This is a genomic window from Kitasatospora sp. NPDC093102 (genome assembly GCF_040683915.1).
Taxonomy (GTDB): domain Bacteria; phylum Actinomycetota; class Actinomycetes; order Streptomycetales; family Streptomycetaceae; genus Kitasatospora.
This window is the reverse complement of record NZ_JBFBFA010000016.1, coordinates 34,640-58,179: the sequence shown is the minus strand read 5'-3', so window position 1 is coordinate 58,179 and position 23,540 is coordinate 34,640. Positions and strand designations below refer to the sequence as shown.

Genomic DNA, 23,540 nt, shown 5'->3' with positions numbered 1-23,540 from the left:
GCCTCGGCCTCGGGCGAACTGGCGTGACGTCAGTTCACGGTGTAGCTGTACGGGATCGCCGCGAGCACCGAACCGGTGGTGTTCAGGACGTTGTTGGCGGTGGCCACGCCGGTCGGGCCGGACACCAGGTACAGCACGCCCTTGACGGTGCTGCCCTTCGGGCCGGTCGGCGTCAGCGTCACCTGGAGCGAACCGGTGGCGCCGGGGGCGACGGTCACCGGGGTGGCGGCCGCGGCCGAGGCGTTCACCGAGGCGGCGTACGGGTCACCGGTGCTGGAGGTCAGCGCCGGGTCGAAGGCCTGGGTGTGCGCGGTGGCCGTGATGGTGGAGGTGCCGGCCGGCGCGCCGCCGTTGCCGAACGGGCCGATCTGCTGGACGAAAGTGCCCCAGGTGCCGGGGACGACCGGCTGCTCGGCGGTGCCGTTGTCGGTCACGACCGAGACGGTCGAGCCGTCCTGGGCCTTCTTCAGGTCGCCGAACAGGTCCGGCGAGCCGGCGGTGGCGCTCAGCTCGATCTGCGCCGGCGTCGAGGACGCCGCCACGGCCTTGAGCCGGTCGGTGCCCGGCGGCACCAGGAAGGACGGCACCGTGGAGCTGAGGCTCAGCGGCAGGCTGACGGTCGCCGAGGCGCCCTGCGGCACCAGCGGCAGGTCCACCCGGCGGTCCAGCCGGCCGTCGGCCGCGATCCGCTGGGTCGCGACGGTGTTGTTGGTGTAGTTCACCTGGACGGTGACCGGCTTGCCGGCCGCCAGCGCGGTGCGGGCGTCGTTCGGCAGACCGGCCGCGGTGGCCTGGTTCTGGTTGAACGCGACGGTGCCGGTGAAGTCCTGGGCGAGCTCCTGGCCGCTGACCGGGCCGAGCACGTTCAGGACGAACCGCCAGCGGCCGGCGGCCGGGTTGACGGTGGTGGCCGAGACGCCGTTGCCGGCGCCGGTCAGGTTGCCCTGGGCGTCGAACTGCCCGTTGCCCTCGATGTCGACCGGGGTGCCGTTCGGGCTGATCAGCGCGCCCTGCATGAGCAGCTTCGAGTCCTTGCCGACGGTCAGGCCGACCCGCAGGTCCTTCTGGCCCTTCGGGACGTCGAAGGCGTACGAGAAGCTCTGCGTCGGCGAGGCGCTGCGGGCGTTGCCGCCGGTGATGGTGCCGGTGAAGGTGCCCTTGCCCTGGTTGACCGGGACGAGGCTGCGCAGCACGACCGGGACGCTGGTGGTGTTGCCGTTGGAGCTGGAGACCAGGACGGCCTCGCTGGTGTCGCCGCTGGTGGCCGGAGTGGTGAGCTGGACCTTGAGGGTCTTGGTCTGGCCCGGCTTCAGGTCGGTGGTGCTCGGGCTCACGGCGCCGGCCGGCACCGCGCGCTGGGTGGCGGTGCCCAGCTGGACCGCGCCGCTGTAACCGGCCTTGCCGGCCGGGGTGTAGAGGATCGCGGTCCACTCGCCGGCCACCGGGTGCGGGACGTCCACCAGGCCGAAGTTCGCCGGGGTGGCGCCGCCCTGCGGACGGGTGTTGGTCTCGAAGCGGCCCGACGGGTCGAGCAGCGTCATGCGGACCACCGGGCCGTTGGTGACGGGGTTGGGCGCGCCCTGCCAGGCGATCGAGGCCGCGAGGCGGTCGGCGCCGGCCGGGACGGTGAACTTGACCTGCTTCTGCACCCAGTCCGCGCCGTTGGTCGCGTACTTGAAGGTGTCCTTGGAGGACGGGTCCAGCTGGACGGTCTGCTGGTTGCTCGACTGCGGGGCGAAGCTGCGGGTCGCGGCGCTCACCGTCTGGGTGCTGTCACTGGTGTTGGTGACGGACACGTCGGCGGTGTGGGTCGAGCCGGGGGCGCCGGCGATGTCGACCTGGCCGGTGTTGACCACGACGGTCTTCGCGCCGTCGGTGCCGTCCCCGTCGTCGTAGCCGCGGGCGGCCTCGACGGCGGCGCGGACGTTCAGCAGGCCGGCGCCCTGCTCCTCGGCCGGCACGCCGAGGTCGGTGGCGGTGCCGGTGAGGAACTTCTTCACCAGTGCCGGGGCCGGCGAGTCGCCACCGTGGGTGTCCCGGTAGGCCTGGATGACCAGGGCCGCGGCGCCGGTGACGAACGGGGCCGACTGGCTGGTGCCGCCGAACGGCTGGATCGGCGAGGGCTGGCCGTTGTAGCCCGTGCAGTCGGTGTACTTGCTCGTGTCGGGCGTGCACAGCGCCCAGTCCGACTCGCCCGGCGCGACCAGGTCGACCGTCCGGCCGGCCTGGGTGAAGCCGCCCGAGGAGAGCGCGGAGATGCGGCTGTCGCTCCAGGTCTTGTTGGAGAACCGGGAGGCCGCGTAACCGGTCTGCTGGTAGTTCTGGTTGTCGGTGGAGGCGCCGACCGCGATCACGTACGGGTCGGTGGCCGGGGTGCCGATCGTGCCGCTGATCCCGGCGTCACCGGTGGAGACGGCGACGGTCACACCGGCCTTGACGGCCTGCTCGTTGAAGAGCGAGATGGTGTCGTGCGCGCCGCTGTCCGGAGTGACGTTGCCGCCGAAGGACTCGTTCAGCACGTCCACGTGGGCGACCCGCACCGCGTAGTCGATCGACTGGAGGATCGAGGAGTTGGACATCATCTCGCCGCCGGCCTTCAGCGCGACCAGGTCGGCGTCCGGGGCGAGGCCGCGGATGCGGATGTTGCAGCCGGCCGGGAGCGGGTGCGAGGAGTTGACGAACTTGGAGACGTCGTAGACCTGGCGGCCCTGGGCGATGACCGCCGAGGCGTCGCCGAAGGCCTCCGCCGCACCGGTCGGCGCGTCCCAGCCGTCGCCCGCGAAGTCCTGGTAGTCGACCACGGCGTGCGAGCCGTCGGCCCGGATGAAGTCCGGGTTGTTCGGGTCGAGGCCGTCCGCGATGTAGGCGACCTTGACGCCCTTGCCGGTGGCCAGGTCCTCCACGCCGGGCTTGCCGTTGCCGGTGACGGCCCTGGTCGAGTACAGGCCCTCGGGCTCCAGCAGCGGCTTGCTCGGGTCGGAGGGGCAGACCGTGTTGGTCGCGTTCTCCTCGGCGCCCTGACCGTTGCTGCCCGAAACGGCCTGCGGGGCGGCGTCGGTCTTGGGCGCCTTGGCGCCGGCTGCGGCACCGGCGTCCTTGGCCGCCTTCGCCTTGGCGGCCGCCGCCGGGGCGACCTGGACCTGGGCGTCCGCCACCACGGTGGAGACGGCCGGGTCCGCCTGGAGCTGGGCACGCAGGGCGGGGCTGACCGTGGCCGAGAAGGCGTTGCCGACCACGAAACTCTTGATGTCGGTGCCGCCGCCCGCCTTGACCTTGTTCAGCAGCGGCGCCTGCGCGTCGGCGGCCTTCTGCTGCCGGGCGCCCAGGTGGCCGTGGTCGGCCGGGGCGTCCGCGATCTGGTCCTTCAGGATCACGATCACCGGCACCGGAGCCCCGTCCGCGGACGCCGCCTGGGCGTTCTGCGGGTCGGGGCCCGGGGCCGCACCGGCGATGGTCCCGAGGCTCAGGACCATGGACGCGGCGGTGACCGTGACGGCGGCTGCTAGCTGGGTTTTCCGCCAGCCGATCATATAAATCCTCTCGTCAGATGGACGGCTGACGCATTCCAGCGCACCCGAGAGGATCACGACAAGGGGGTAAATCCCCATCAGAAAGTAAAGTTGACCATCAATCAGTAAAATTCACGGAGGAAATCGGGCCGAATCCGCATCTTTCCACCGACCGGCCCTCGCCGGAGCCGGGCGGCCCGCCACGCGAAGGGCGGTGGCGGACTCCCTTCCCCCGCCACCGCCCGGCGAAACGGCCGCCCGGCTCCCGTCGGAGCGGCCGCCCGGCCCGGTCAGGACCCGGCCAGCCGCTCCTGAGCGTCCGCCAGGTCCTCGGCGGTGGGCGCGTCGTCCTGGGTCAGCCGGTGGCGCCAGTAGCCGCTGAAGTCGATGTTCTCCTTCGGCACCCCCTGCTGCTCGACCAGGTGCCGACGGATCGTCCGGACCGCCCCCGCCTCCCCGGCCAGCCAGACGAAGGGCTCACCCCCCGGCAGCACGGCGTCCCGGAACGCCTCGGTCAGCACAGTGCCCGGGGCCGCGCCGTCGCGGTACAGCCACTCCACCTCCAGGTCGGCACGGCCCTCCAGGTCCTGACGTTCCGCCCGGTCGGCGACCTCGATCCACGCGTACACCCGCTCCCCCTCGGGCAGCGCCTCGACCAGGGTCGCGAGCGCCGGCAGCGCGGTCTCGTCGCCGGCCAGCAGCACCCAGTCGGCGTCCGCCGCGGCCTCGGTGAACGCGACCGGCGGGGCGTACAGCGCGGAGGGGCCGACCATCCCGAGCCGGTCCCCCGGCGCTGCCCGCAGCGCCCAGGCGGCGGCCGGGCCGGTGTCCCCGTGCAGCACGAAGTCGATCTCCACCAGCCGGGTGCCGGGCCGCCGGCGGCGCAGCGTGAAGCTGCGCATCACCGGGCGCTCCGCCTCGGGGATCGCCAGGTAGGCCTGGTACCAGCCCATCGGGTCGTCCTGCCGGACGGGCAGCACCGGCTCGCACTGCCCGGGGAGCGGGAAGCAGAGCTTGAGCTGCTGGTCGGGGGCGGTGCCGACGGTGTCGGGCAGTTCCTCGGCGGCGAAGGTGATCCGGGCGGTGCGCGGCGTGATCCGCCGGACCTCGGCAACCTCGACGAAGGTGACGGGCAATGTCATCGCGAAACCCCTCCGATTGGTAACCTTACGGCATAAAGAGTTGCCGTCGGCACGACACTTTACGCCATAAGGAGATGCCGGATGACCGTCTACGCCGGGCAGGGAGACGCCCATCGCTCGCTCGCCCTGCTCTGGGGTGCGCCCGAGGAGCCGCGCGCCGGGCGCAGCGGCCCCAAGCCGGGTCTGAGTGTGGACGCGATCGTGTCCGCCGGAATCGCGGTGGCCGACGCCGAGGGCATGGCCGCGCTGTCGATGCGCGCCGTGGGCGAACGGCTCGGCCGGACCGCAATGGCGCTCTACACCTACGTGCCGGGCAAGGCCGAACTGCTCGACCTGATGCACGACCGGGCACTCGCCGAACTCCGCGCCGAACCTCCCGGCGAGCTCCAGGGGGCCGACGACTGGCGGGAAGCCGTCACCGCCTGGGCCGAGGAGCTGTACGCCTGCTACCTGCGCCACCCCTGGGTGCTCCAGGTCTCCCAGGCCCGTCCGGTCCTCGGTCCCGCCGAACTCGCCGCGATGGAGGCGCTGTTGCGCGCGCTGCGGCCGGCCGGCCTGCCGCCGCAGCGGCTGCGCGGGGCGGTCGCCGCGCTGTGGCAGTTCGTCCGCGGCCTCGCCGCCACCACCGCCGACGCGCGCGGCGCGGCAGCCGCGACCGGGGTCACCGACGAGGACTGGTGGGCCACCCGCTCCGCCCGGCTCGCCGAGCTGGCACCCGACTTCGCGGAACGCTTCCCCCTCCTCGTCGCCCTTCAGAGCACCGGCGGCGGCGCCCCGGAGGACAGCCACCGGGAGGCCTTCCGCGCCGGGCTCGCCGTGCTGCTCGACGGCATCGCGGCCGGGGAGCGCTGCTAGGACCGCCGGGCGGCGGGGAGCGCCAGCAGGACGCCGAGCACCACCAGGGTGGCGTACCCGGCGATCTCGTGGCCCGCCGGCACCAGGACCCGCACGAAGCCGAACAGCCGGAAGCCCTCGATCCAGGTGGACAGCAGGCCGGAGGCGCCGCCGACGATCAACACGGAACCGAGGTAGCCGAACAGGGTCTTCATGCCCCGAGCCTAGAAATCCGCCCCCGGCCGGACATCCGACTTTCGGCGCGGACCGCCGCCACCAAAGTCGTCCGCCGCCGACCCCCGCCCGCCCGGGGCTCCGGACGGAGCAGCAGGCCCGGCAGCCCGGCCGCGTCCCGGGTACGTTCGCCGTGTGCAGCCCAAACGTGTGCAACAGAAGTCGCCTTGCGTCACCCGGGCCGCGGCCGGCGCCGTCGTCTGTGCCGCCCTGGTGCTCACTGTCGTCGCCCCGTCGGCCCTCGCCCAGGACTCCGGCGGCGCCGTCGGCGGGGAGCGGCTCGGCCGCACGACCGTCCAGGTCGCGCCGCTGGCCGGGGCGCCGGCCCTGCCGTCCGAGCTGACCGGCCGCTCCTGGCTGGTCGCCGACGCGGCCACCGGCGAGGTGCTCGCCGCCCGCGACCCCCATCTGCCGCTGCCCCCGGCCAGCACCCTCAAGATGCTGTTCGCGGACACCGTGCTGCCCAAGTTCGACCGGGCGCTGGAGCACAAGGTCACCACGGCCGAGCTCGCCGACCTCGGCGTCGGCAGCAGCCTGGTCGGCGTCAAGGAGGACCTGCCGTACCGGGTCGAGGACCTCTGGCGGGGCGTCTTCCTCAGCTCCGGCAACGACGCCGTCCACGTCCTCTCCCACATGAACGGCGGCATCCAGCGGACCGTCGCCGAGATGCAGGAGCGCGCCCGGGCGCTCCAGGCCGGCGACACCAAGGTGCTCTCCCCCGACGGCTACGACATGGACGGCCAGGTCTCCTCCGCCTACGACCTCACCCTCTTCGCCCGGGCCGGGCTGCACAACGCCGACTTCCGCAGCTACTGCGCCACCCGCACCGCGCGCTTCCCCGGCGGGATGGACAAGCTCACCGGCCAGCGCACCAGCTTCGACATCGCCAACACCGACCGGCTGCTCGGCAAGTACCCGGGCCTGATCGGCGTCAAGAACGGCTACACCACCAATGCGGGCGCCACCTTCACCGGCGCCGCCGAACGCGGCGGCCGCACCCTGCTGGTGACGGTGATGCACCCCGAGTCGCAGGGCAAGGTCTACGACGAGGCCGCCAGCCTGCTCGACTGGGGCTTCGCCGCCACCGGGAAGGTCCAGCCGGTCGGCCGGCTGGTCGACGAGGCCGCCTCCCCCACCGGGGAGGCCGAGGCCGAAGTGCTGCCGCCCTGGTCCCGCCCGCCGCTGAACCACGGTTCCGGCTCCGGCCTCGTCCCCGTCGTCTGGACCGCCGCCGTCCTCGGCACCGCCGTCGCCGCCTGGGCCACCGTCCACGCCGTCGCCCGCCGCCGCCGCACCGCGCCCGCCCCGGCGCACGGCAGGGGCGGCTCGAGCGGCATCGGCGGCCACGGCCGCGGCCGGCGGCACCTCACCCGCCGCGCCCGCGTCCTGCTCCGCACCGCCGCCCGGACCCGCGGGCCCCGGGTGCCTCGCTGAACCACGGTCCGGACCGCGACCGGGCGCCCTCTAGACTTCCGGCCATGACCACGCCCGACCCCTCCGCCGCGGACCGGCTCGCCCGGCTCGCCCTGCTCTCCGCCGGGAGCTACCTGCTCGTCACCACGTACAAGAAGGACGGCACCGCCGTGCCGACCCCGGTGTGGGTGGTGCGCGACGGGGAGGCGCTCGGCGTCTGGACCGTCGCGGACTCCTGGAAGGTCAAGCGGATCCGCAACCGCGCCGACGTGCTGGTCGGCCCCTGCGACGTCAAGGGCCGCCCGACCGGCGAGCAGTACCCCGCCACCGCCGAGATCCTCGGTCCCGAGCGCACCGCCGCCTACCGCACCCTGCTGCGCCAGAAGTACGGTCTGCTCGGCGTGCTCACCCTGCTCGGCAGCCGGCTGCGCCGCGGCGAGCGCGGCACCGTCGGCATCCGGATCACCCTGACGGACTGACCACGGGCGCCGGCGCCCCGGGCCGCGCGACGAGGCCTGGCCCGGCAGCCTGCGCTCCTGGCTCACCACCGACGCCCGGGCGGGCCGGCAGCCGGGCACCGGGCGGGCTGGCAGGCTTGGTGGCCATGGAACAGAACGAGGCCGCGCCGCTCCCCCTGCTGGTGGTCGACGGCGCGAACGTGGTCGGCTCCGTCCCGGACGGCTGGTGGCGGGACCGGCGGGGCGCCGCCGAGCGGCTGCGGGACGCGCTGGTCGCCGTCGCCGGGCGGGGCGTGCCGGACCGGCCGGGACCGCTGGAGGTGGTCCTGGTGCTGGAGGGCGCGGCCCGGGGCGTCGCCGGGCTCCCGCAGGTGCGGGTCGTCGAGGCCGGCGGCAGCGGGGACGACCGGATCGTGGAGCTGGTCCGGGCGGCCCGTGCCGAACATCCGGAGCGGGCCTGCCTGGTCGTCACCGCCGACCGCGAACTGCGGGCCCGGGTCGGCTCGCTGGGTGCCGCCGTGACCGGGCCGCGCAGTGTGCGGCCCTGATCCGTGACCGGCCCCGGGGCCGGTCGGCGCCGTGGCCGCGCTCCGGCAGCGGGATCTGCGCGAAGGGCGCGTCGCCGAGGCCGCCGGACCTGGCCGACGGCAGGCCGGACATCGTCCGGACGCCACCCGGTCGGGCCGCGACCCGTCGTCCGCTTGTTCGCGCGGGATCTTCGCGCGGGAGTTCGGACCGTACGGGAACCAACCGCGGGGCCCGTCCGACTGCTGGGGCGTGAGTGCGAAATCGCCGGGTGTCCGGCCGTTGAGTGTGCTGGCGGGGTTCGTCCTGCTGCTGGTGGTGGTGTTCGTGGTGGCCTACGGGATGGGGCGCCAGGTCGGGCCGGTGGCGCCCGGGTTGCGGCCGAGCGACGGGGGTGGGGCGTCGCCCGGGACGGGTGGGCACGACATGGGCGGGATGCGGTGAGCGCGGCCGCGGAGCCCGTGGTCGCCACCGATCTGGCGGTCGGCGGGATGACCTGCGCCGCCTGCGTGGGCCGGGTCGAGAAGCGGCTGGCCCGGATCGACGGGGTGACGGCCGGGGTGAACCTGGCGACCGGCCGGGCCCGGGTGCTGCATCCGGCCGGGGTGCCGGTCGCGGAGCTGGTGGCGGCGGTCGAGCGGGCGGGTTACACCGCCGAGCCGCTGCCCGCGGGGGCGCCGGTCGGGGTGACGGCGGAGGAGCCGGACGAGCGGTGGCGGCTGCTGTTCACCGCGCTGCCGGCCGTCCCGGTACTGGTGCTGTCGATGGTGCCGTCGGCGCAGTTCACCGCGTGGCAGTGGGTCTGCTTCGCGCTCGCCGTGCCGGTGGTGACGTGGGGGTCGGCCGGTTTCCACCGCCGGGCCTGGCAGGGGCTGCGGCACGCGGCGGCGACCATGGACACCCTGGTCAGCCTGGGTGTGGTGGCCTCCTTCGGCTGGTCGGCGTACGCGCTGCTGTTCGGCGGGGCCGGCGATCCGGACATGCGGATGCCGTTCTCACTGACCGCCGACGGCGGCGGCACCGCGCACGTGTACCTGGAGGCGGCGGTCGGCGTGCCGCTGTTCGTGCTGGCCGGGCGGCTGCTGGAGGGCCGGGTGCGCCGGCGCAGCGGGTCCGCGCTGCGGGCGCTGGCCGAGCTGGGCGCCAAGCAGGTGTGCCTGCGGGAGGAGGGCGGCGAGGAGCGTCTGGTGCCGATCGAACTGCTGCTGCCCGGGCAGGAGTTCGTGGTGCGACCGGGCGAGCGGGTGGCCACCGACGGGGTGGTGGTCGAGGGCGGTTCGGCGCTCGACCTGAGCCTGCTGACCGGGGAGAGCGTGCCGGTCGAGGTCGGCCCCGGGGACCGGTTGGCGGGCGCGACGGTGAACGTCGGCGGTGCGCTGGTGGTCCGGGCCACGGCGGTCGGCGCGGACACCCAACTGGCCCGGATCACCGCGCTGGTGGCGGAGGCCCAGGCCGGCAAGGCGCGGGCGCAGCGGCTGGCGGACGCGGTGGCCGGGGTGTTCGTGCCCTGTGTGCTGGCGGTCGCGGCGAGCGTGCTGGGCTTCTGGCTGGGCGCGGGCGCGGCCCCGCAGGCGGCGGTGACGGCGGCGGTCGCGGTGCTGGTGGTGGCCTGTCCGTGCGCGCTCGGGCTGGCGACGCCGACGGCGCTGCTGGCGGCGACCGGGCGGGGCGCGGAGCTGGGCGTGCTGGTGCGCGGCCCGGAGGTGCTGGAGAGCCTGCGCCGGGTGGACACGGTGGTGATGGACAAGACCGGGACGCTGACCACCGGCCGGATGGAACTGGCCGCCGTGACCACCGCGGGCGGTCTCACCCAGGAGGAGGCGCTGCGGGCGGCCGGCGCGGTCGAGCACCGCTCCGAGCACCCGATCGGCCGGGCCGTCGCGGCGGCGGCCCGGGAGCGCTGCGGGCCGCCGCCGCCAGTGGACGGCTTCGCGGCCACCACCGGGGTCGGGGTGTCGGGGACGGTCGAGGGCCGGGTCGTCCGGGTGGTGCGGCCGGACGACGCCGTCCTGCCGCCGGCCCTGGCGGAGGCGGTCGCGCAGGCCGGGGAGGCGGGCCGCACGGCCGTCGTGGTCGAGCTGGACGGGCGGCCGGCGGCCGTCCTGGCGGTCGGCGACACGCTGCGCTCGGGCAGCTGGCGAGCAGTCCACCGGCTGCGCGGGCTGGGCCTGGAGACCGTGCTGCTGACCGGGGACGGCCCCGGCGCCGCCCGGGCGGTGGCCGCCGAACTGGGCATCGAGCGGGTGCACGCCTCGGCCTCCCCCGAGCGCAAGGCCGAGGTGGTGGCCGAGCTGCGCGCCGCCGGACGGACGGTGGCGGTGGTCGGCGACGGCGTCAACGACGCGGTGGCGCTGGCCTCGGCGGACCTCGGGGTGGCACTGGCCTCCGGCAGCGACGCCGCGATCGGCGCGGCCGGGCTGACGCTGGTACGCGGTGACATCGAGGCGGTGGTGGACGCCGTACGCCTGGCGCGGCAGACCCTGGCGACCATCCGGGCCAACCTGCTCTGGGCCTTCGGCTACAACCTGGTGCTGATCCCGCTCGCGGCGGTCGGGCTGCTCAACCCGATGCTGGCGGCGGTCGCGATGTCGCTCAGCTCGCTGCTCGTGGTGGGCAACAGCCTGCGGCTGCGCACCTGGGAACCGGGGCGGGGGCAGCGGCGGGGAGGACGTCGATGAGGCGCGCGCTCCCGTGGTCGGGACGGCTCGGGGTGGCCGGCCCGCCGGTCGGCGCGGCAGTGCTGGCCCTGCTCCTGCTCACCGGATGGACGGCGGTCGGCGGAGCGGGCCGCGCCCGCCCGGTGGAGGCCGGGCCGGGCTGGGTGCTGCTGCCGGCGGCGGGCGCGGCCTCCGCCACTGCGGCCTTCTTCACGGTCCGCAACCCGGGCGACATACCGGACGAACTGACCGGCGCCAGTTGGGAGTTCGGCGGCAAGATCACCCCGAAGCGGCACCTGCACCAGGGCGCGGCGGGCCGCTGGGAGCCGGCACCCGCACTGCCGGTGCCGGCCGGCGGCGAGCTGCGGATGACGCCGGAGGACGCGGACCTGGTGATCGCCGACCCGCCGCCGCTGCGGGCCGGCCAGTGGGTGGAGTTCACCCTCACCTTCCGGCACAGCCCGCCGCTGCGGCTCGCCGCACAGGTGCTGCCGGCCGCCGAGCGCCCGCGCTGAACGGTCCGCAGACAGGCCCGGGGCCGTCGCTCAGGAAGGGCGGTCCCCGAGGGTCTCCTCGACCGTCCGGCGCGGAGTGGCCGCCCCGGGCGGGCCGTAGCCGGTGCGCAGCACCAGCTGGACGTGGCCCGGCCCGGCGGCCGGGTCGCGCAGCGCCCAGCGGGTGTCCGGCCACTCGATCGCCTGGTGCCAGATGGTGAGCCGGACGCCGTGCAGCGTGGCCAGCAGCCAGACCCGCTCCAGCGCCTGCCCGGTGCGCAGCCAGTCCAGCGGGCCGTCGCCGGGGGTGGTGAGGGTGCACAGCTGGGGCAGCGCCTCGAAGCGCCGGGAGGGCTGCGCGGGGGCCTCCGGCGGGCGGCCGGCGAACTCGCGCATCGGCACCCGGGCGTCGTGGTCCTGCGGGCCGAGCGCGGCCATCGGGATGCCGTCCTCGGCGGTGCCGTCGTCGGGCCGCAGCCAGGCGCGGGACTCGGCCGTGCGGGCCGGGTCGGCGGCGTTGCGGCTCTCGGCCTCGGCGGTGAGCGCCTGCACCCGCCGTACGCCCTCCTCCTCCAGTGCGGCCAGCGCGACGCCCTCCTCGCGGGCGGCATCGATCAGCTCGCCGATCACCGCCTCGGGCACGTCGCGCTGGGTGAACGGCTCGCGGCTGGAGTGCCGGGAGGCGATGGCGGGGTAAAGGTCACGGCCGAAGGGCGCCGACGCGGCGGCCGGGCGGGAGAGGTCGAGCACGGCGAGCAGCTCGGGCTCGGCGGCGTCCGGCAGCAGCCGGACCACCGGTTCCCGGTCCAGCCGGCCGGCCGCCACCCGCAGGTTGAACACGGCCGCGCCGACCGCGACGTGCACCGCGGCGCCGACCGGGTCGGCCAGCGGTACGGAGCGCCCGGTGTCGGCGTACACGGCGAGCCCGCGCCCGTCCGGGGTCGGCACGAAGCGCCAGGGCTGGCTGTTGTGCAGCGACGGCGCCGCGCCGCCGGCGGCGGCGAGCAGGCGCAGGTCGGCTGCGCTGAGCATCTGGGTGAGAGCCGGGTCGAACGTCATGGCGGTCCACTCCTCCAACCGCGAGGCTTCGGTTTCAACCGCGGGGTTCGCGCAAACGCCCGGGGGTCCCGCTGCTTTCGAGGGTGCGCGCCCGGATCGGGCCGGGGACAGGGCCCTTGGGCCCGTCCTCGGGCCCGTCCGGCGGATCAGGACGGGGGCAGATCCACCGGACGGGCCGCCCGTCACCCGTGCGGGACGACCGCGACGGGGGCCTCGGCGTGGTGCAGGACGGCGTGCGCGATCCGGCCGAGCCGGGGGCCGAACTCGATCGGACGGCGGCCCCGGCCGACCACGACCAGCGCGGCGCCGGCGGAGGCCTCGACCAGGGCGCGGGCGGCACCGAGCTGCACGTCCTCGACCACCTCGACCTCCGGGTGCTTCTCGCGGAGGTCGGCCAGGGCGAGCGAGAGCAGCTCGGCCTCCAGCGCCTCCAGCTGGCCGAGCTCGGCCGCCGGGACGACGCCGCCCGCGTAGCCGAACACCGGCGGCAGGTCCCAGCCGTGCACGGCCCGGAGCCGGGCGCCGCGCAGGGCCGCCTCGCGGAAGGCGAAGTCGAGCACCTCCGCCTCCGGGGTGTGGGCGTCGACGCCGACCACCACCTCGCCCGCGCCCTCGCCCGGCGTGCCGGTCTCGCGGACCACGACCAGCGGCACGGTGCTGCGCCCGGCCACCGACATGCTGACCGAGCCGAGCAGCAGCCCGGTGAAGCCGCCGCGGCCGCGCGAGCCGAGCACCAGCAGGTCCGCCTCCGCGGCGGCGGCCAGCAGACCGTCCACCGGCGCGTCCAGGACGGCGTCGTTCTCCACCTTCAGGTCCGGGTACAGGCCGCGGATGTCCTCGGCGGACTCGGCCATGATGCGGCGCACGGCCTCGGGCAGGGCGTCCGGCTCGGCGAAGGAGGACACGCCGTCGGTCAGCCACGGCCAGGCGTGCACCAGGCGCAGCGAGGCGCCCCGGCGCACCGCCTCGGCCGCGGCCCAGCGGGCGGCCGCGGTGCTCTGCGGCGAGCCGTCGACCCCGGCCAGCACGGTTGACGTCATGAGTCTTCCTCCACACTGTCGACACGCTGTCGACGCTCGGCGGTTCGGTGCGGGCTGCGGTGCGCTCTGACGCCCCGTCCGCTCCTCCCCCACCCTGTCAGCCCCCCACCGCCCGGCGGCAGGGGCCCCAGGGCCCTGGACGACGGGCCGAAAGGCCCGCCCGACGGAGCCTACGGCCGACCCCGCCGTCCCCACCACCGACACCTGGGCATTACCGTGAACACGGCAATCCCGCTGGTCGGACGGCGCCCGAGCCGGGCCGGGCGGCGGGGGCGGCCGTCCGCAGGGCGGATGTGGCACGTCCGGACGGTGGACGGGCCGGTCAGGGCAGCACGACGAGGAGGACAGCGGTGGGCGGAGCGGACGGCAGCGCGGCGGGTGGCGGCGCGCGGATGCCACGGCTGCGCCTGGACGAGCTGCTGGAGGAGCTCCAGTGGCGGATCGACGCGGCGCGCGGCACGCAGAACCGGGTGCACAGCCTGTTGGAGGCGGTGCTGGCGGTCGGGCGTGAGCTGGACCTGTCGCAGGCGCTGCACCGGATCGTGGAGGCCGCCGCCGACCTGGTGGACGCCCGGTACGGGGCGCTCGGGGTGATCGGGCCGGACGGGCACACCCTGTCGCAGTTCCTGACGGTGGGCCTGACGGAGGAGGAGATCGCCGAGATCGGCCCGCCGCCCTCGGGCCGGGGCATCCTGGGCGAGCTGATCCGCGAGCCGCAGCCGCTGCGCTGCCCGGTGCTGTCCGACCACCCGGCCTCGGTCGGCTTCCCGCCGAACCATCCGCCGATGCACACCTTCCTGGGGGTGCCGGTGCGGGTGCACGGCGAGGTGTTCGGCAACCTCTACCTGACCGACAAGCGCGGCGGGCTGGACTTCGACGAGGACGACGAGGCGGTGATCTCCACCCTGGCGGTCGCGGCCGGCGTGGCGATCGACAACGCCCGGCTGTACGAGGAGGCGCAGCTGCGCCAGCGCTGGCTGCGGGCGAGCACCGAGATCACCCGTAGTCTGCTGTCGGGGGCGCCGCGGCTGGAGGTGGTCGAGCTGATCGCCCGCCGGGCGCGGGAGATCTCGGGTTCCGAGCTGGCGGACGTCTCGGTGGCGCTGGCCGGCCCGGAGGAGCGGGCCGAGGAGCTGACCGTCGAGGTCGCGCTGGGCGGCACGCCGTCCGCACGGCTGGGGGTGACGGTGCCGGTGGACGGCACGCTGTCCGGCGCCGCGTACGTCTCCGGCTCGCCGGCCACCAGTGACGAGCTGGCCTGTGACGCCCGCTTCCCGGCCGGCCCGGCGGGTCGCTTCGACGGGCTGGGCGCGGCGGTGGCGGTGCCGCTGGGCACCGGCGCCGGTTACGGGCGGGGCGTGCTGCTGCTGGCCCGGGCGCAGGGGAAGCCGGCCTTCGGGCCGGAGGAGACCGGCCCGCTGCTGGGCTTCGCCGACCAGGCCGCGCTCGCCCTGGAGCTGGCCGAACGGCGGCGCGACGCCGAGCAGTTGAACCTGCTGGAGGACCGTGACCGGATCGCCCGGGACCTGCACGACCTGGCGATCCAGCGGCTGTTCGCGACCGGGATGACGCTGCAGAGCGCGGGCCGGCTGATCGAGAGCCAGGCCGCGGCGGACCGGGTGGCCCGGGCGGTGGCCGACCTGGACGAGACCATCAAGATCATCCGCTCGACCATCTTCGGCCTGCGCGCCCACGGCGAGCCGGACCGCGGCCTGCGCGCCCGCGCCACCCGGGTGGTCACCGACGCCCAGGGCACGCTCGGCTTCGCACCGCGGCTGAGCATGGAGGGCCTGCTGGACACCGACGTGCCGCAGGAGCTGGCCGGGCACGTGGTCGCGGTGCTCGCCGAGGCGCTCAGCAACGCCGCCCGGCACGCCAGGGCGTCCCGGGTCGAGGTGACGTTGCGCGCCCTGGCCGGGCGGGTGGTGCTGACCGTGACGGACGACGGCGTCGGCGTTCCCGAGGGCGGCCGGCGCAGCGGGCTGCGCAACCTGGCCGAGCGCGCCGACCGGGTCGGCGGCTCCTTCACCGTCGACCCGGCCGAGGGCGGCGGCACCCGGCTGGTGTGGGAGGCCCCGGTCGGGTCCTGAGGCCTCCCGGCGCACCGGGCCCGGCCGGGCGGAAGGCTCCGCCGGGCGGCGAACCCGGCGCCCGCGGAGCCGTCAGCCCTTCAGCGCGCGCAGGAAGTCCAGGAGGTGGGCGTTGAACTCCTCCGGCCGCTCCATGTTCGGGTAGTGGCCGGTGCCCTCGACGGTCACCGCGCGGCCGGCGACGACGGTGCGCACGACCCGTTCGGCCAGGTTGATGTGGTCCACCGAGTCGACGCCGCCGTTGATCGCCAGCAGCGGGACGGTGATCCCGGTCAGCCGCTTCCAGGTGTCGGTCACCGGCACCAGGTACTGGGGCTCGTCGGGGGTGTGCTTGGCGACGGTGTTCCGGGTCATCTCCTTGAGCCGGCGCACCACCTCCGGGTCGACCTCGCCCAGGCCGCGGTGCGGCCCGGAGGCGAGGCGGGTGAACGAGTCGAGCCAGCGCTCGGCGTCGCCCTCGCCGAGCGCGGCCGCCTGCTCGGCGGCGAGTTCGCCGAGCCACGGATCGTTGAACTCGGACTGGCTGGTGCCGTTGCCGCTGATCACCAGTGCGCCGACCAGCTCGGGGTGTTCGAGTGCCAGGTCGAGGGCGATCGTCCCGCCCATGGACAGCCCGATCACGGTCACCGGGCCGAGGCCGAGGTGGCGCAGCAGGTCCGCCAGGTCGTCGGCGGGACGGAACGGCCGGCCGGCGTTGTCGGAGGCGCCGTGGCCGCGGGTGTCCGGCGCGATCACCCGGTGCCCGGGCAGCAGGGCGGGGAGCTGGTCCGCCCAGCTGCGGTGGTCCAGCAGGCCACCGTGCAGCAGTACCAGCGGCTCGCCCGAGCCGGCGTCGAGGTAGGCGAGGCGGCCGTGGCCGCTGTCGAAGAAGCGCAGGTCGTCATGGGAACCGGTAACGGCGGATTCAGTCATGGCGACAATTTTAGGTCGAGCGACCTATATTTGTCTCCCATGAGCACCGAACCCGTCCCCCACGGTCGCCCCGTTCATCCCACCTTCCCCTCGGACCGCATCGGCCACAACCCCGCCGGCCCCGTGCCGCTGGTCGGCGGCTACGGAACCGTGGGCGCCCCGCCGCCCGCCGGGGTGGCCTTCCCTGAGCAGACCCCGCGCCCCGGGCGGGTCCTGGAGGACCTGGCGGAGCCGGGCGTCACCGTCACCGTCACGGCGGCCGACGGGCGGCGCGGCACGGAGGCGGCGGCATGAGCAACGTCCGGGGCCTGAGCGGCAAGGGCGCCCAGCGCCGGGAGCAACTGCTCGACACCGCCGAGGAGTTGCTGGTCACCGAGGGCGGCACCGAGCTGACCATGCGGGCGGTGGCCACGGCCGCCGGCGTCCGCCTCGGACACCTCCAGCACTACTTCCCGACCCACGCCGAGCTGGTGGCCGCCGTCCTGGAGCGTGTCCTCGACCGCTCGGTGGAGCGGCTCGGCCCGCTGCTCGACCCGGGCCGCGCGGAGGACGCCCTGCTCGGCGAGCTCCTCGCCGAACAACAGGACCCGCGGCTGGTCCGGCTCTTCGCGGAACTGTGGGCGCTCGCCGCCCGCGACCCCGCGGTGGCCGCCGCGGTCCGGGCCTTCTACACCCGCTACCGGGAGCTGGTCGCCGCCTTCCTCGCCGAACGCCGGCCCGGCCTGACGGAGGATCAGCGGCACGCCCGCGCCCGGGTGTTCATCATGCTGGTCGAGGGCGCCTCGCTCTTCCGCTCCGGCCTGGCCGGCACCGCGGAACCGGCATCGGACGCCGAACTCCTGCGCACCGCCCGGGCGTTGCTGGGGCCCTGAGCAGGCTACGGCGCTGCCGCGCTCCGGGCTCAGGCCAGGCGGCGGCCGATGACCAGTTCCGGGCGGATGCGGATGCGGACCGTGCCGCCCGGCTCGGCCGTCCTGGCGGCCGGGCGGACCTGGGCGCGGCCGAGGACGGTGACGAACCAGCCGGAGCCGTCCCGGCCGTCCACCTCGTCGGCCTCGAAGGCGATCACCGCGCCGTCGACCGCCCGGGCCAGTTCGGAGCCGGCCGGCGCCGAGAGCAGCACACCGCCGGGGGCCAGCCGGAAGGGCACCGGGAGGACGGCCGGGAGGGCGTCGACGGTGTAGACCACCCGGCCGACGGCGGCCCGGGCCAGCAGCTCCAGCGACCGCTTCCGGTCGAGTTCACGGAGTTCGGGAAGGTCGGGGCGGTCGGACGGGACGGGCCGGGGGCTCGGGACGCGGTCGTGGTTCATGCGAGCGATGCTCGCCCGGGCCCGGGCCGGGTCGCGAGGGCCGATGGTCCCGGCAGGGCCCGGCGAGGGCCCCGCCGTGCCGGCCGTCGGCCCCGGGCCCCACGGCCCTCGGACCCACCCGCCCGGCCCGCCCGTCAGTACCGGCCGGAGCGCAGCACGGAGGGCTGCGCGGCGGCGGAGGCCTGGCGCAGCTCGGTGGCGATCAGGGCGGCCTGCACCCGCCGCTCGACACCGAGCTTGGCGAGCAGCCGCGAGACGTGGTTCTTGACGGTCTTCTCGGCGAGGTAGAGCCGCTCGCCGATCTGCCGGTTGGTCAGGCCCTCGCCGATCAGTTCGAGGACCTCCTGCTCGCGCGCGGTCAGGCCCGGTCCGGCCGTGACCGGCTGGGCGGGCTCGGCGTCGCTGCGCAGGCGGTTGAGGAGGCGGGTCGCGGCGCCGGGGTCGAGCATCGAGCGCCCGGAGGCGACGGTGCGGACGGCGGCGACCAGGTCGGTCCCGCTGATCTGCTTGAGCACGTACCCGGCGGCGCCCGCCATCACGGCGTCCAGCAGCGCCTCCTCGTCGTCGAAGGAGGTCAGCATCAGGCAGGCCAGCCCGGGCATCCGCGAGCGCAGCTCACGGCAGACCGAGACGCCGTCGCCGTCGCCCAGCCGGACGTCCAGCACGGCCACGTCGGGCCGCAGCGCCGGCACCCGGACGAGCGCCTGCTCGGCCGTCGCCGCCTCCCCGACCACCTCCAGATCGGGCTCGCCGTCCAGCAGGTCGTGCACCCCGCGGCGCACCACCTCGTGGTCGTCCAGCAGGAACACCCGGACCGGTGCCGAAGCCTCGGCCCCCTCCGTCTTGGTCGCCATCACGCGGCTCCACCTTCGTCACCCCCGCACACTCCCAGCGGGGCCCAGGGCATCATCCCCCGGACCCGGCCGCGGGCCCAGGGCCCAACGGCCCCATTCGGACCGGGTCACAGTGCCCGGGCCGCCGGCGAGGAACGCTCTCAGCGGCCCTGCCGCCGCACGTTCCCCAGCCCCATCAGCAGGAACGCGAGCGCGACGGCCGCGCCGCTGACCGCCGCGAGCGCCACCCGGGGCACGACCTCGCCGCTGCCCGACAGCAGGATGGCCACCGCCCCGAGCGAGGCGACGGCCGCGCCGACCACCAGCCATCCGGCCAGGGCCAGTGCCGGCGGCCGGCCGGAGCGCGGGGCGGGCCCGGCGTCCAGGGCGGCCCAGCGGGCCGCCGTCTCCCGCACCTCCCTGCGGCGGTCCCACAGGGCCCGCAGCCGCAGGGCCGTGCCGCCGACCAGTCCGGCGAGCGCGACCTGCGCGGCGGGCCGCCAGTCCGACAGCACGAGCAGCAGCCCGCCGGTCAGCGCGAGCCCGGCCCACCACAGCACGCAGGCCGCGGCGGCCGTACGGGTGGAGCGGGGCCGGTCGGCGCCGGCCTGGAGGTCGGCGATGGCGGGCAGGTACCAGACACAGCCGCTCGCGGTGAGGGCGGCGGTGCCGATGGCGAGAACGGTGTGGTTCACGACCCGGCCTTCCTGGTCACGAAGGGGTGAGGAGGGTGAGGAGTGGACGGGCCGTCCCCGCCCGCCCGGGGGCAGCGACGCGGGCGGGGACGGCATTCGGGGGGAGCGGGCTCAGCCGCCCGAGGAGGGTGGATCGGTGGGCGCGGAGGCCCCGGAGGCGAGGGCGGAGGCCGCCCGGTCCGCCCGGCTCAGCGGCCGGTCGTACTTCGCCGGCTCCACGTCGCCCAGGTGCTTGGCGGGCTTCCCGCTGTGCTCCAGCACGTCCCGGGCCGCGATGTCCGGGTGGTGCAGGTCGAAGGCCGGGGATTCGGAGCGGATCCGCGGCAGCTTGACGAAGTTGTGCCGCGGCGGCGGGCAGGAGGTCGCCCACTCCAGCGAGCGGCCCCAGCCCCACGGGTCGTCCTCGGTGACCTTCTCGCCGTACTTGGCGGTCTTCCAGACGTTGTAGAGGAACGGCAGGATCGACAGGCCGAGCAGGAACGAGCCGATGGTGGAGACGGTGTTCAGGGTGGTGAAGCCGTCCGAGGCCAGGTAGTCGGCGTAGCGGCGCGGCATGCCCTCCACGCCCAGCCAGTGCTGCACCAGGAAGGTGGCGTTGAAGCCGACGGTCAGCGTCCAGAAGGTGATCCGGCCGAGCCGCTCGTCGAGCTTCTTCCCGGTCATCTTGGGCCACCAGAAGTGGAAGCCGGCGAACATCGCGTACACCACGGTGCCGAACAGCGTGTAGTGGAAGTGGGCGACGACGAAGTACGAGTCGGAGACGTGGAAGTCGATCGGCGGGGCCGCCAGCAGAACACCGGTCAGGCCGCCGAACAGGAAGGTGACCAGGAAGCCGACCGTCCAGAGCATCGGCGTCTCGAAGCTCAGTGAGCCCTTCCACATGGTGCCGACCCAGTTGAAGAACTTCACCCCGGTCGGGACCGCGATCAGGAAGGTCATGAAGGAGAAGAACGGCAGCAGCACCTGTCCGGTGACGTACATGTGGTGCGCCCACACCGTCACCGACAGACCCGCGATGGCCACCGTCGCGGCGATCAGGCCGGCGTAGCCGAACATCGGCTTGCGGCTGAACACCGGGATGACCTCCGAGACGATCCCGAAGAACGGCAGCGCCAGGATGTAGACCTCGGGATGCCCGAAGAACCAGAACAGGTGCTGCCAGAGCATCGCCCCGCCGTTGGCCGGGTCGAAGACGTGCGAGCCGAACTTGCGGTCGCACTCCAGCGCCAGCAGCGCGGCGGCCAGCACCGGGAAGACCAGCAGCACCAGCACCGAGGTGAGCAGCACGTTCCAGCAGAAGATGGACATCCGGAACATGGTCATTCCGGGCGCGCGCATGCAGATGATGGTGGTGATGAAGTTGACGGCGCCGAAGATGCTGCCGAAGCCGGACAGCGTCACGCCCATGATCCACATGTCGGCGCCGACGCCGGGCGAGTGGATCGCGTCGGACAGCGGCGCGTAGAGGAACCAGCCGAAGTCGGCGGCGCCCTGCGGGGTCGCGAAGCCGGCCGCGGCTATCAGCGAGCCGAACATGAACAGCCAGAAGGACAGCATGTTCAGGCGCGGGAAGGCGACGTCCGGCGCGCCGATCTGGAGCGGCATGATCCAGTTGGCGAATCCGGTGAACAGCGGCATCGCGAACAGCAGCAGCATCACCGAGCCGTGCATGGTGAAGGCCTGGTTGAACTGCTCGTTGGAGAGGATCTGCGTTCCGGGCCGGGCGAGTTCGGCGCGCATGACCAGGGCGAGGACGCCGCCGATCAGGAAGAACGCGAACGAGGACACCAGGTACATGGTGCCGATCGTCTTGTGGTCGGTGGTGGTCAGCAGTCTGACCGCGGCCGAACCGGGCCTCCTCGGCCTGACCGCCCCTGTGGGAAGAGCCGTTGGCGGTGAGGTGGGGTCGCCCTGTGCCTGGGTGGCGCTCAAGGACGCACTCCTTCGGAACATCGTACGAATGGATGGCGATCCATGATCCGAACAGGCCGCCTCCGCACCCCAGGGCCCTTCGGCCCGCCCGCCCGGGGCCGCTGGGCCCGAGTTCCCGGGTCCCGACCGGGACCTCCCGACCGTGGGCCCGGGACCTCCTGACCCGCCGTCGGGTGGCCGCCGGCGCGATGGCCGCCCGCTCGGGCCGCGCTCACCACGGCGCGGAGCCCCGGTCGAGAACCGCCGGAACGCGCCCCTGCCCACCACCCCGCGCCCGCGCCCGAAGGCCCCCCGCGAGCCGTCCGCCCACCCGGCCCGGCAGACCCCCGCCACCCCGCCCGACCTGCCGGAACACCGTCCGCACAGCCGTGCGGAACCCACCGTCCGACCCACCCGCCGACACCCCGGTTGTGTGCACGGCGTGACCGAACCCGGCCGATTCCGTGCCCTTCAGTGCCGATCGACCGTCAAGTAGCCTGCGCCCACCACCGCACGGCCGCCCCGCCACACTGCCGCCGCCCACGCTCCGGAGGTACGCCGATGCCCCTGGCCCAGACCGCCACCCCTGCCCGGCTGCACTTCTCCGTGCTCGGCCCGGTCACCGGCGAGGCCGGCGGCCGCCCGCTGGCGCTCGGCCCCCTGAAGCAGCGGCTGGTGCTGGCCGTCCTGCTGAGCCGCGCCAACACCGCCGTCCCGGTCGACCTGCTCACCGACGCGCTCTGGCCCGAGGAACCGCCGCGCACCGCCCGGAAGAACCTCCAGGTCTACGTCTGCACCCTGCGCACCCTGCTCGGCCGCGAGGACGGGCCCGACCGGCTCGTCCACTCGGCCGCCGGCTACCTGCTGCGGGTCGCCGAGCCCGAACTGGACCTGCTCCGCTTCCGCGCCCTCGCCCGGGCCGGCCGGGCCGCCGCCGACGGCGGAGCACTCGCCCCCGCCGCCCGCCTGCTGCGCCAGGCCCTCGACCTGTGGCAGGGCCCGCCGCTCGCCGACCTGCGCTGCTCGCCCGCCGTCGAGGCGGAGGCGGACCGCCTGGAGGCCCGCTGCCTGGGCGTCCACGAGGACTGGGCGGAGACCGAGCTGGAGCTCGGCAACGCCGGCGCCGTCGCCGAGGACCTGGCCGAGCTCGCCGAACGCCACCCGCTGCGCGAACGCCTCCAGGCCGCCCGGATGAACGCCCTCCACCTGTCCGGCCGCCAGGCCGAGGCGCTCGCCGTCTACGACACCCACCGCCAACTGCTCGCCCGCGAGCTGGGCCTGGAGCCCAGCCCCGCACTGACCGCCCGGTACCGCGAACTGCTCGCCCGCGGCCGCTCCCGGCCCACCGCCGCCCGCCCGGAGCGCGGCGCCGGCCCGAACGGCGCCCTGCTGCCCGCCGACACCGCCGACTTCACCGGCAGAACCGACGAACTACGGGACCTCGTCGACGAGCTGGGCGAGGGCGGCGGACGCGTCGCGGTGCTCTCCGGCCCGGCCGGCAGCGGCAAGACCGCGCTCGCCGTGCACGCCGGACACCTGCTCGCCGACCGCTTCCCGGACGGCCGGGTGCTGGTGCGGCTGCGCGCCGAGGACGGCACCACCCGCCCGCTGCCCGAGGTGCTCGCCGAACTCGCCGCCCTGACCGCCCGGACGGCCGGTCAGGGCGGCGAGTTCGGTCGCACCGACACGGGCCGGGCCGCCGCCCTGTGGCGCGCCTCGCTCGCCGGGCGCCGGCTGCTGCTGATCCTGGACGACGCCCCCGGCGAGGCCGCGGTCCGCGAGCTGCTGCCAGGCTTCGGCCCGAGCGCCGTGCTGATCACCTCCCGCAGCCAGCTGGCCGGTCTCGCCTCGGTGCGCCGCATCGCCGTCCCGCCGCTCGCCCCCACCGAGGCCCTGGACCTGCTCGGCCGGATCGTCGGTACCGGCCGGATCGGCGCCGACCGCGCGGCCGCCGCCCGGATCGTGGCCGCCTGCGGGCTGCTGCCGGTGGCCGTACGGGTCGCGGGCACCCGGCTGGCCGTGCTGCGCCACCTCCCGCTCGCCGAGTACGCGGCCCGGCTGGAGGACCCGGCGGGCGCCCTGGACGAACTGGTCGCCGGGGACGTCACCGTCCGCGCCCGGCTGGACTCCGGCTGGCGCGACCTCACCGACCAGGGCCGGCTCGCCCTCGCCCGGCTCGCCGCCCTGCCGCTCGCCCTGCTCTTCACCCTCCCGGAGGCCGCCGCCGCCCTCGGCCGGCCCGAACGGCTCGCCCTGCACACCTTGGAGTCGCTCACCGACACCGGGACGGTCACCTCCCCCACCGGCGAGGTCACCGCCCGCGCCGCCCTGTACGCCCTGCCCCGGCTCACCCATCTGCACGCCCGGGAGCGCGCGGCGCAGGCCCTCGGGGTGCCGGCACCCTCCTGACGAGGCCGCGGGC

21 protein-coding genes are annotated in these 23,540 nt (G+C 75.3%); 11 read left to right on the top strand and 10 right to left on the bottom strand.

Annotated elements, in window-relative coordinates; all coding sequences use genetic code 11:
• Nucleotides 1-29: 29 nt before the first annotated feature.
• Nucleotides 30-3,587 (bottom strand): S8 family serine peptidase, encoded by a 3,558-nt coding sequence (locus tag AB0O11_RS21555; protein WP_363389263.1) that lies wholly within the window; start codon nt 3,585-3,587, stop codon nt 30-32.
• Between the two features lie 212 nt (nt 3,588-3,799).
• A complete protein-coding gene (locus AB0O11_RS21550) occupies nt 3,800-4,651 on the bottom strand; it encodes a siderophore-interacting protein (RefSeq protein ID WP_363389261.1) in 852 nt (283 codons plus the stop codon).
• 81 nt (nt 4,652-4,732) lie between these two features.
• Here AB0O11_RS21550 and AB0O11_RS21545 point away from each other — a divergent pair, with 81 nt between their 5' ends.
• The gene (locus AB0O11_RS21545; RefSeq protein ID WP_363389258.1) at nt 4,733-5,506 is read left to right on the top strand and encodes a TetR/AcrR family transcriptional regulator C-terminal domain-containing protein; all 774 of its coding nucleotides are present in this window, start codon (nt 4,733-4,735) and stop codon (nt 5,504-5,506) included.
• Here the strand turns inward: AB0O11_RS21545 and AB0O11_RS21540 are convergent.
• Nucleotides 5,503-5,700: a hypothetical protein gene (locus tag AB0O11_RS21540; RefSeq protein ID WP_363389255.1), complete on the bottom strand. Its 198-nt coding sequence runs from the start codon at nt 5,698-5,700 to the stop codon at nt 5,503-5,505. The two genes, AB0O11_RS21545 and AB0O11_RS21540, sit on opposite strands and share 4 nt — an antisense overlap.
• 229 nt (nt 5,701-5,929) lie before the next feature.
• On the opposite strand from AB0O11_RS21540, the gene AB0O11_RS21535 reads away from it, so the two are divergent.
• The 6 genes from AB0O11_RS21535 to AB0O11_RS21510 all read left to right on the top strand — a co-directional run bounded on the left by AB0O11_RS21535 (nt 5,930) and on the right by AB0O11_RS21510 (nt 11,287).
• Nucleotides 5,930-7,153 (top strand): D-alanyl-D-alanine carboxypeptidase, encoded by a 1,224-nt coding sequence (locus tag AB0O11_RS21535; protein ID WP_363389445.1) that lies wholly within the window; start codon nt 5,930-5,932, stop codon nt 7,151-7,153.
• A gap of 44 nt (nt 7,154-7,197) precedes the next feature.
• The gene (locus tag AB0O11_RS21530; RefSeq protein WP_363389252.1) at nt 7,198-7,611 is read left to right on the top strand and encodes a PPOX class F420-dependent oxidoreductase; all 414 of its coding nucleotides are present in this window, start codon (nt 7,198-7,200) and stop codon (nt 7,609-7,611) included.
• A 125-nt stretch (nt 7,612-7,736) separates the two neighbouring features.
• Entirely contained in the window at nt 7,737-8,138 is a 402-nt protein-coding gene (locus AB0O11_RS21525; protein WP_363389249.1) for an NTP pyrophosphohydrolase, read from the top strand.
• A gap of 259 nt (nt 8,139-8,397) precedes the next feature.
• On the top strand, nt 8,398-8,559 hold the full coding sequence (locus AB0O11_RS21520; protein WP_363389246.1) for a hypothetical protein: 162 nt from the start codon (nt 8,398-8,400) through the stop codon (nt 8,557-8,559).
• Complete coding sequence (locus AB0O11_RS21515; RefSeq protein WP_363389243.1) at nt 8,556-10,793, top strand: heavy metal translocating P-type ATPase; 2,238 nt, start codon at nt 8,556-8,558, stop codon at nt 10,791-10,793. Before AB0O11_RS21520 ends, AB0O11_RS21515 begins: the two co-directional genes overlap by 4 nt.
• Complete coding sequence (locus AB0O11_RS21510) at nt 10,790-11,287, top strand: copper chaperone PCu(A)C (protein ID WP_363389240.1); 498 nt, start codon at nt 10,790-10,792, stop codon at nt 11,285-11,287. Before AB0O11_RS21515 ends, AB0O11_RS21510 begins: the two co-directional genes overlap by 4 nt.
• 30 nt (nt 11,288-11,317) lie before the next feature.
• Here the strand turns inward: AB0O11_RS21510 and AB0O11_RS21505 are convergent, their stop codons facing one another.
• Together AB0O11_RS21505 and AB0O11_RS21500 are read right to left on the bottom strand one after the other, a co-directional pair.
• Nucleotides 11,318-12,325 (bottom strand): hypothetical protein, encoded by a 1,008-nt coding sequence (locus AB0O11_RS21505; RefSeq protein WP_363389237.1) that lies wholly within the window; start codon nt 12,323-12,325, stop codon nt 11,318-11,320.
• Nucleotides 12,326-12,507: 182 nt separating this feature from the next.
• The gene (locus tag AB0O11_RS21500; protein ID WP_363389234.1) at nt 12,508-13,365 is read right to left on the bottom strand and encodes a universal stress protein; all 858 of its coding nucleotides are present in this window, start codon (nt 13,363-13,365) and stop codon (nt 12,508-12,510) included.
• Between the two features lie 392 nt (nt 13,366-13,757).
• Here AB0O11_RS21500 and AB0O11_RS21495 point away from each other — a divergent pair, with 392 nt between their 5' ends.
• Nucleotides 13,758-15,455: a GAF domain-containing protein gene (locus AB0O11_RS21495; RefSeq protein WP_363389443.1), complete on the top strand. Its 1,698-nt coding sequence runs from the start codon at nt 13,758-13,760 to the stop codon at nt 15,453-15,455.
• Nucleotides 15,456-15,527: 72 nt separating this feature from the next.
• On the opposite strand, the gene AB0O11_RS21490 is transcribed toward AB0O11_RS21495, so the two are convergent.
• Nucleotides 15,528-16,367 carry an alpha/beta hydrolase gene (locus tag AB0O11_RS21490; RefSeq protein ID WP_363389231.1) on the bottom strand — a complete coding sequence of 280 codons (840 nt, stop codon included), beginning with the start codon at nt 16,365-16,367 and terminating at the stop codon, nt 15,528-15,530.
• Between the two features lie 39 nt (nt 16,368-16,406).
• On the opposite strand from AB0O11_RS21490, the gene AB0O11_RS21485 reads away from it, so the two are divergent.
• A complete protein-coding gene (locus AB0O11_RS21485) occupies nt 16,407-16,661 on the top strand; it encodes a hypothetical protein (RefSeq protein ID WP_363389228.1) in 255 nt (84 codons plus the stop codon).
• Nucleotides 16,658-17,239 (top strand): TetR/AcrR family transcriptional regulator, encoded by a 582-nt coding sequence (locus AB0O11_RS21480; RefSeq protein ID WP_363389226.1) that lies wholly within the window; start codon nt 16,658-16,660, stop codon nt 17,237-17,239. Before AB0O11_RS21485 ends, AB0O11_RS21480 begins: the two co-directional genes overlap by 4 nt.
• Before the next feature lie 29 nt (nt 17,240-17,268).
• Here AB0O11_RS21480 and AB0O11_RS21475 read toward each other — a convergent pair whose 3' ends face one another.
• The 4 genes from AB0O11_RS21475 to ctaD all read right to left on the bottom strand — a co-directional run bounded on the left by AB0O11_RS21475 (nt 17,269) and on the right by ctaD (nt 21,040).
• Complete coding sequence (locus tag AB0O11_RS21475) at nt 17,269-17,679, bottom strand: pyridoxamine 5'-phosphate oxidase family protein (RefSeq protein WP_363389223.1); 411 nt, start codon at nt 17,677-17,679, stop codon at nt 17,269-17,271.
• 134 nt (nt 17,680-17,813) lie between these two features.
• Nucleotides 17,814-18,533, bottom strand: a complete 720-nt coding sequence (locus tag AB0O11_RS21470; protein ID WP_363389220.1) for a response regulator transcription factor — start codon at nt 18,531-18,533, stop codon at nt 17,814-17,816.
• A gap of 140 nt (nt 18,534-18,673) precedes the next feature.
• The gene (locus AB0O11_RS21465) at nt 18,674-19,207 is read right to left on the bottom strand and encodes a hypothetical protein (protein WP_363389217.1); all 534 of its coding nucleotides are present in this window, start codon (nt 19,205-19,207) and stop codon (nt 18,674-18,676) included.
• Nucleotides 19,208-19,318: 111 nt separating this feature from the next.
• Nucleotides 19,319-21,040: a cytochrome c oxidase subunit I gene (gene ctaD, locus AB0O11_RS21460; protein WP_363389441.1), complete on the bottom strand. Its 1,722-nt coding sequence runs from the start codon at nt 21,038-21,040 to the stop codon at nt 19,319-19,321.
• A gap of 639 nt (nt 21,041-21,679) precedes the next feature.
• Between ctaD and AB0O11_RS21455 the strand changes: the two genes are divergently transcribed.
• Nucleotides 21,680-23,527, top strand: a complete 1,848-nt coding sequence (locus tag AB0O11_RS21455; RefSeq protein WP_363389214.1) for a BTAD domain-containing putative transcriptional regulator — start codon at nt 21,680-21,682, stop codon at nt 23,525-23,527.
• Nucleotides 23,528-23,540 lie beyond the last annotated feature (13 nt).

Coding starts and splice junctions, on each gene's coding strand:
- AB0O11_RS21550 (WP_363389261.1), bottom strand. CDS start 4,651: ATGACATTGCCCGTCACCTTCGTCGAGGTTGCCGAGGTCCGGCGGATC.
- AB0O11_RS21545 (WP_363389258.1), top strand. CDS start 4,733: ATGACCGTCTACGCCGGGCAGGGAGACGCCCATCGCTCGCTCGCCCTG.
- AB0O11_RS21540 (WP_363389255.1), bottom strand. CDS start 5,700: ATGAAGACCCTGTTCGGCTACCTCGGTTCCGTGTTGATCGTCGGCGGC.
- AB0O11_RS21530 (WP_363389252.1), top strand. CDS start 7,198: ATGACCACGCCCGACCCCTCCGCCGCGGACCGGCTCGCCCGGCTCGCC.
- AB0O11_RS21525 (WP_363389249.1), top strand. CDS start 7,737: ATGGAACAGAACGAGGCCGCGCCGCTCCCCCTGCTGGTGGTCGACGGC.
- AB0O11_RS21510 (WP_363389240.1), top strand. CDS start 10,790: ATGAGGCGCGCGCTCCCGTGGTCGGGACGGCTCGGGGTGGCCGGCCCG.
- AB0O11_RS21505 (WP_363389237.1), bottom strand. CDS start 12,325: ATGACGTTCGACCCGGCTCTCACCCAGATGCTCAGCGCAGCCGACCTG.
- AB0O11_RS21500 (WP_363389234.1), bottom strand. CDS start 13,365: ATGACGTCAACCGTGCTGGCCGGGGTCGACGGCTCGCCGCAGAGCACC.
- AB0O11_RS21495 (WP_363389443.1), top strand. CDS start 13,758: ATGCCACGGCTGCGCCTGGACGAGCTGCTGGAGGAGCTCCAGTGGCGG.
- AB0O11_RS21490 (WP_363389231.1), bottom strand. CDS start 16,367: ATGACTGAATCCGCCGTTACCGGTTCCCATGACGACCTGCGCTTCTTC.
- AB0O11_RS21485 (WP_363389228.1), top strand. CDS start 16,407: ATGAGCACCGAACCCGTCCCCCACGGTCGCCCCGTTCATCCCACCTTC.
- AB0O11_RS21480 (WP_363389226.1), top strand. CDS start 16,658: ATGAGCAACGTCCGGGGCCTGAGCGGCAAGGGCGCCCAGCGCCGGGAG.
- AB0O11_RS21475 (WP_363389223.1), bottom strand. CDS start 17,679: ATGAACCACGACCGCGTCCCGAGCCCCCGGCCCGTCCCGTCCGACCGC.
- AB0O11_RS21470 (WP_363389220.1), bottom strand. CDS start 18,533: ATGGCGACCAAGACGGAGGGGGCCGAGGCTTCGGCACCGGTCCGGGTG.
- AB0O11_RS21455 (WP_363389214.1), top strand. CDS start 21,680: ATGCCCCTGGCCCAGACCGCCACCCCTGCCCGGCTGCACTTCTCCGTG.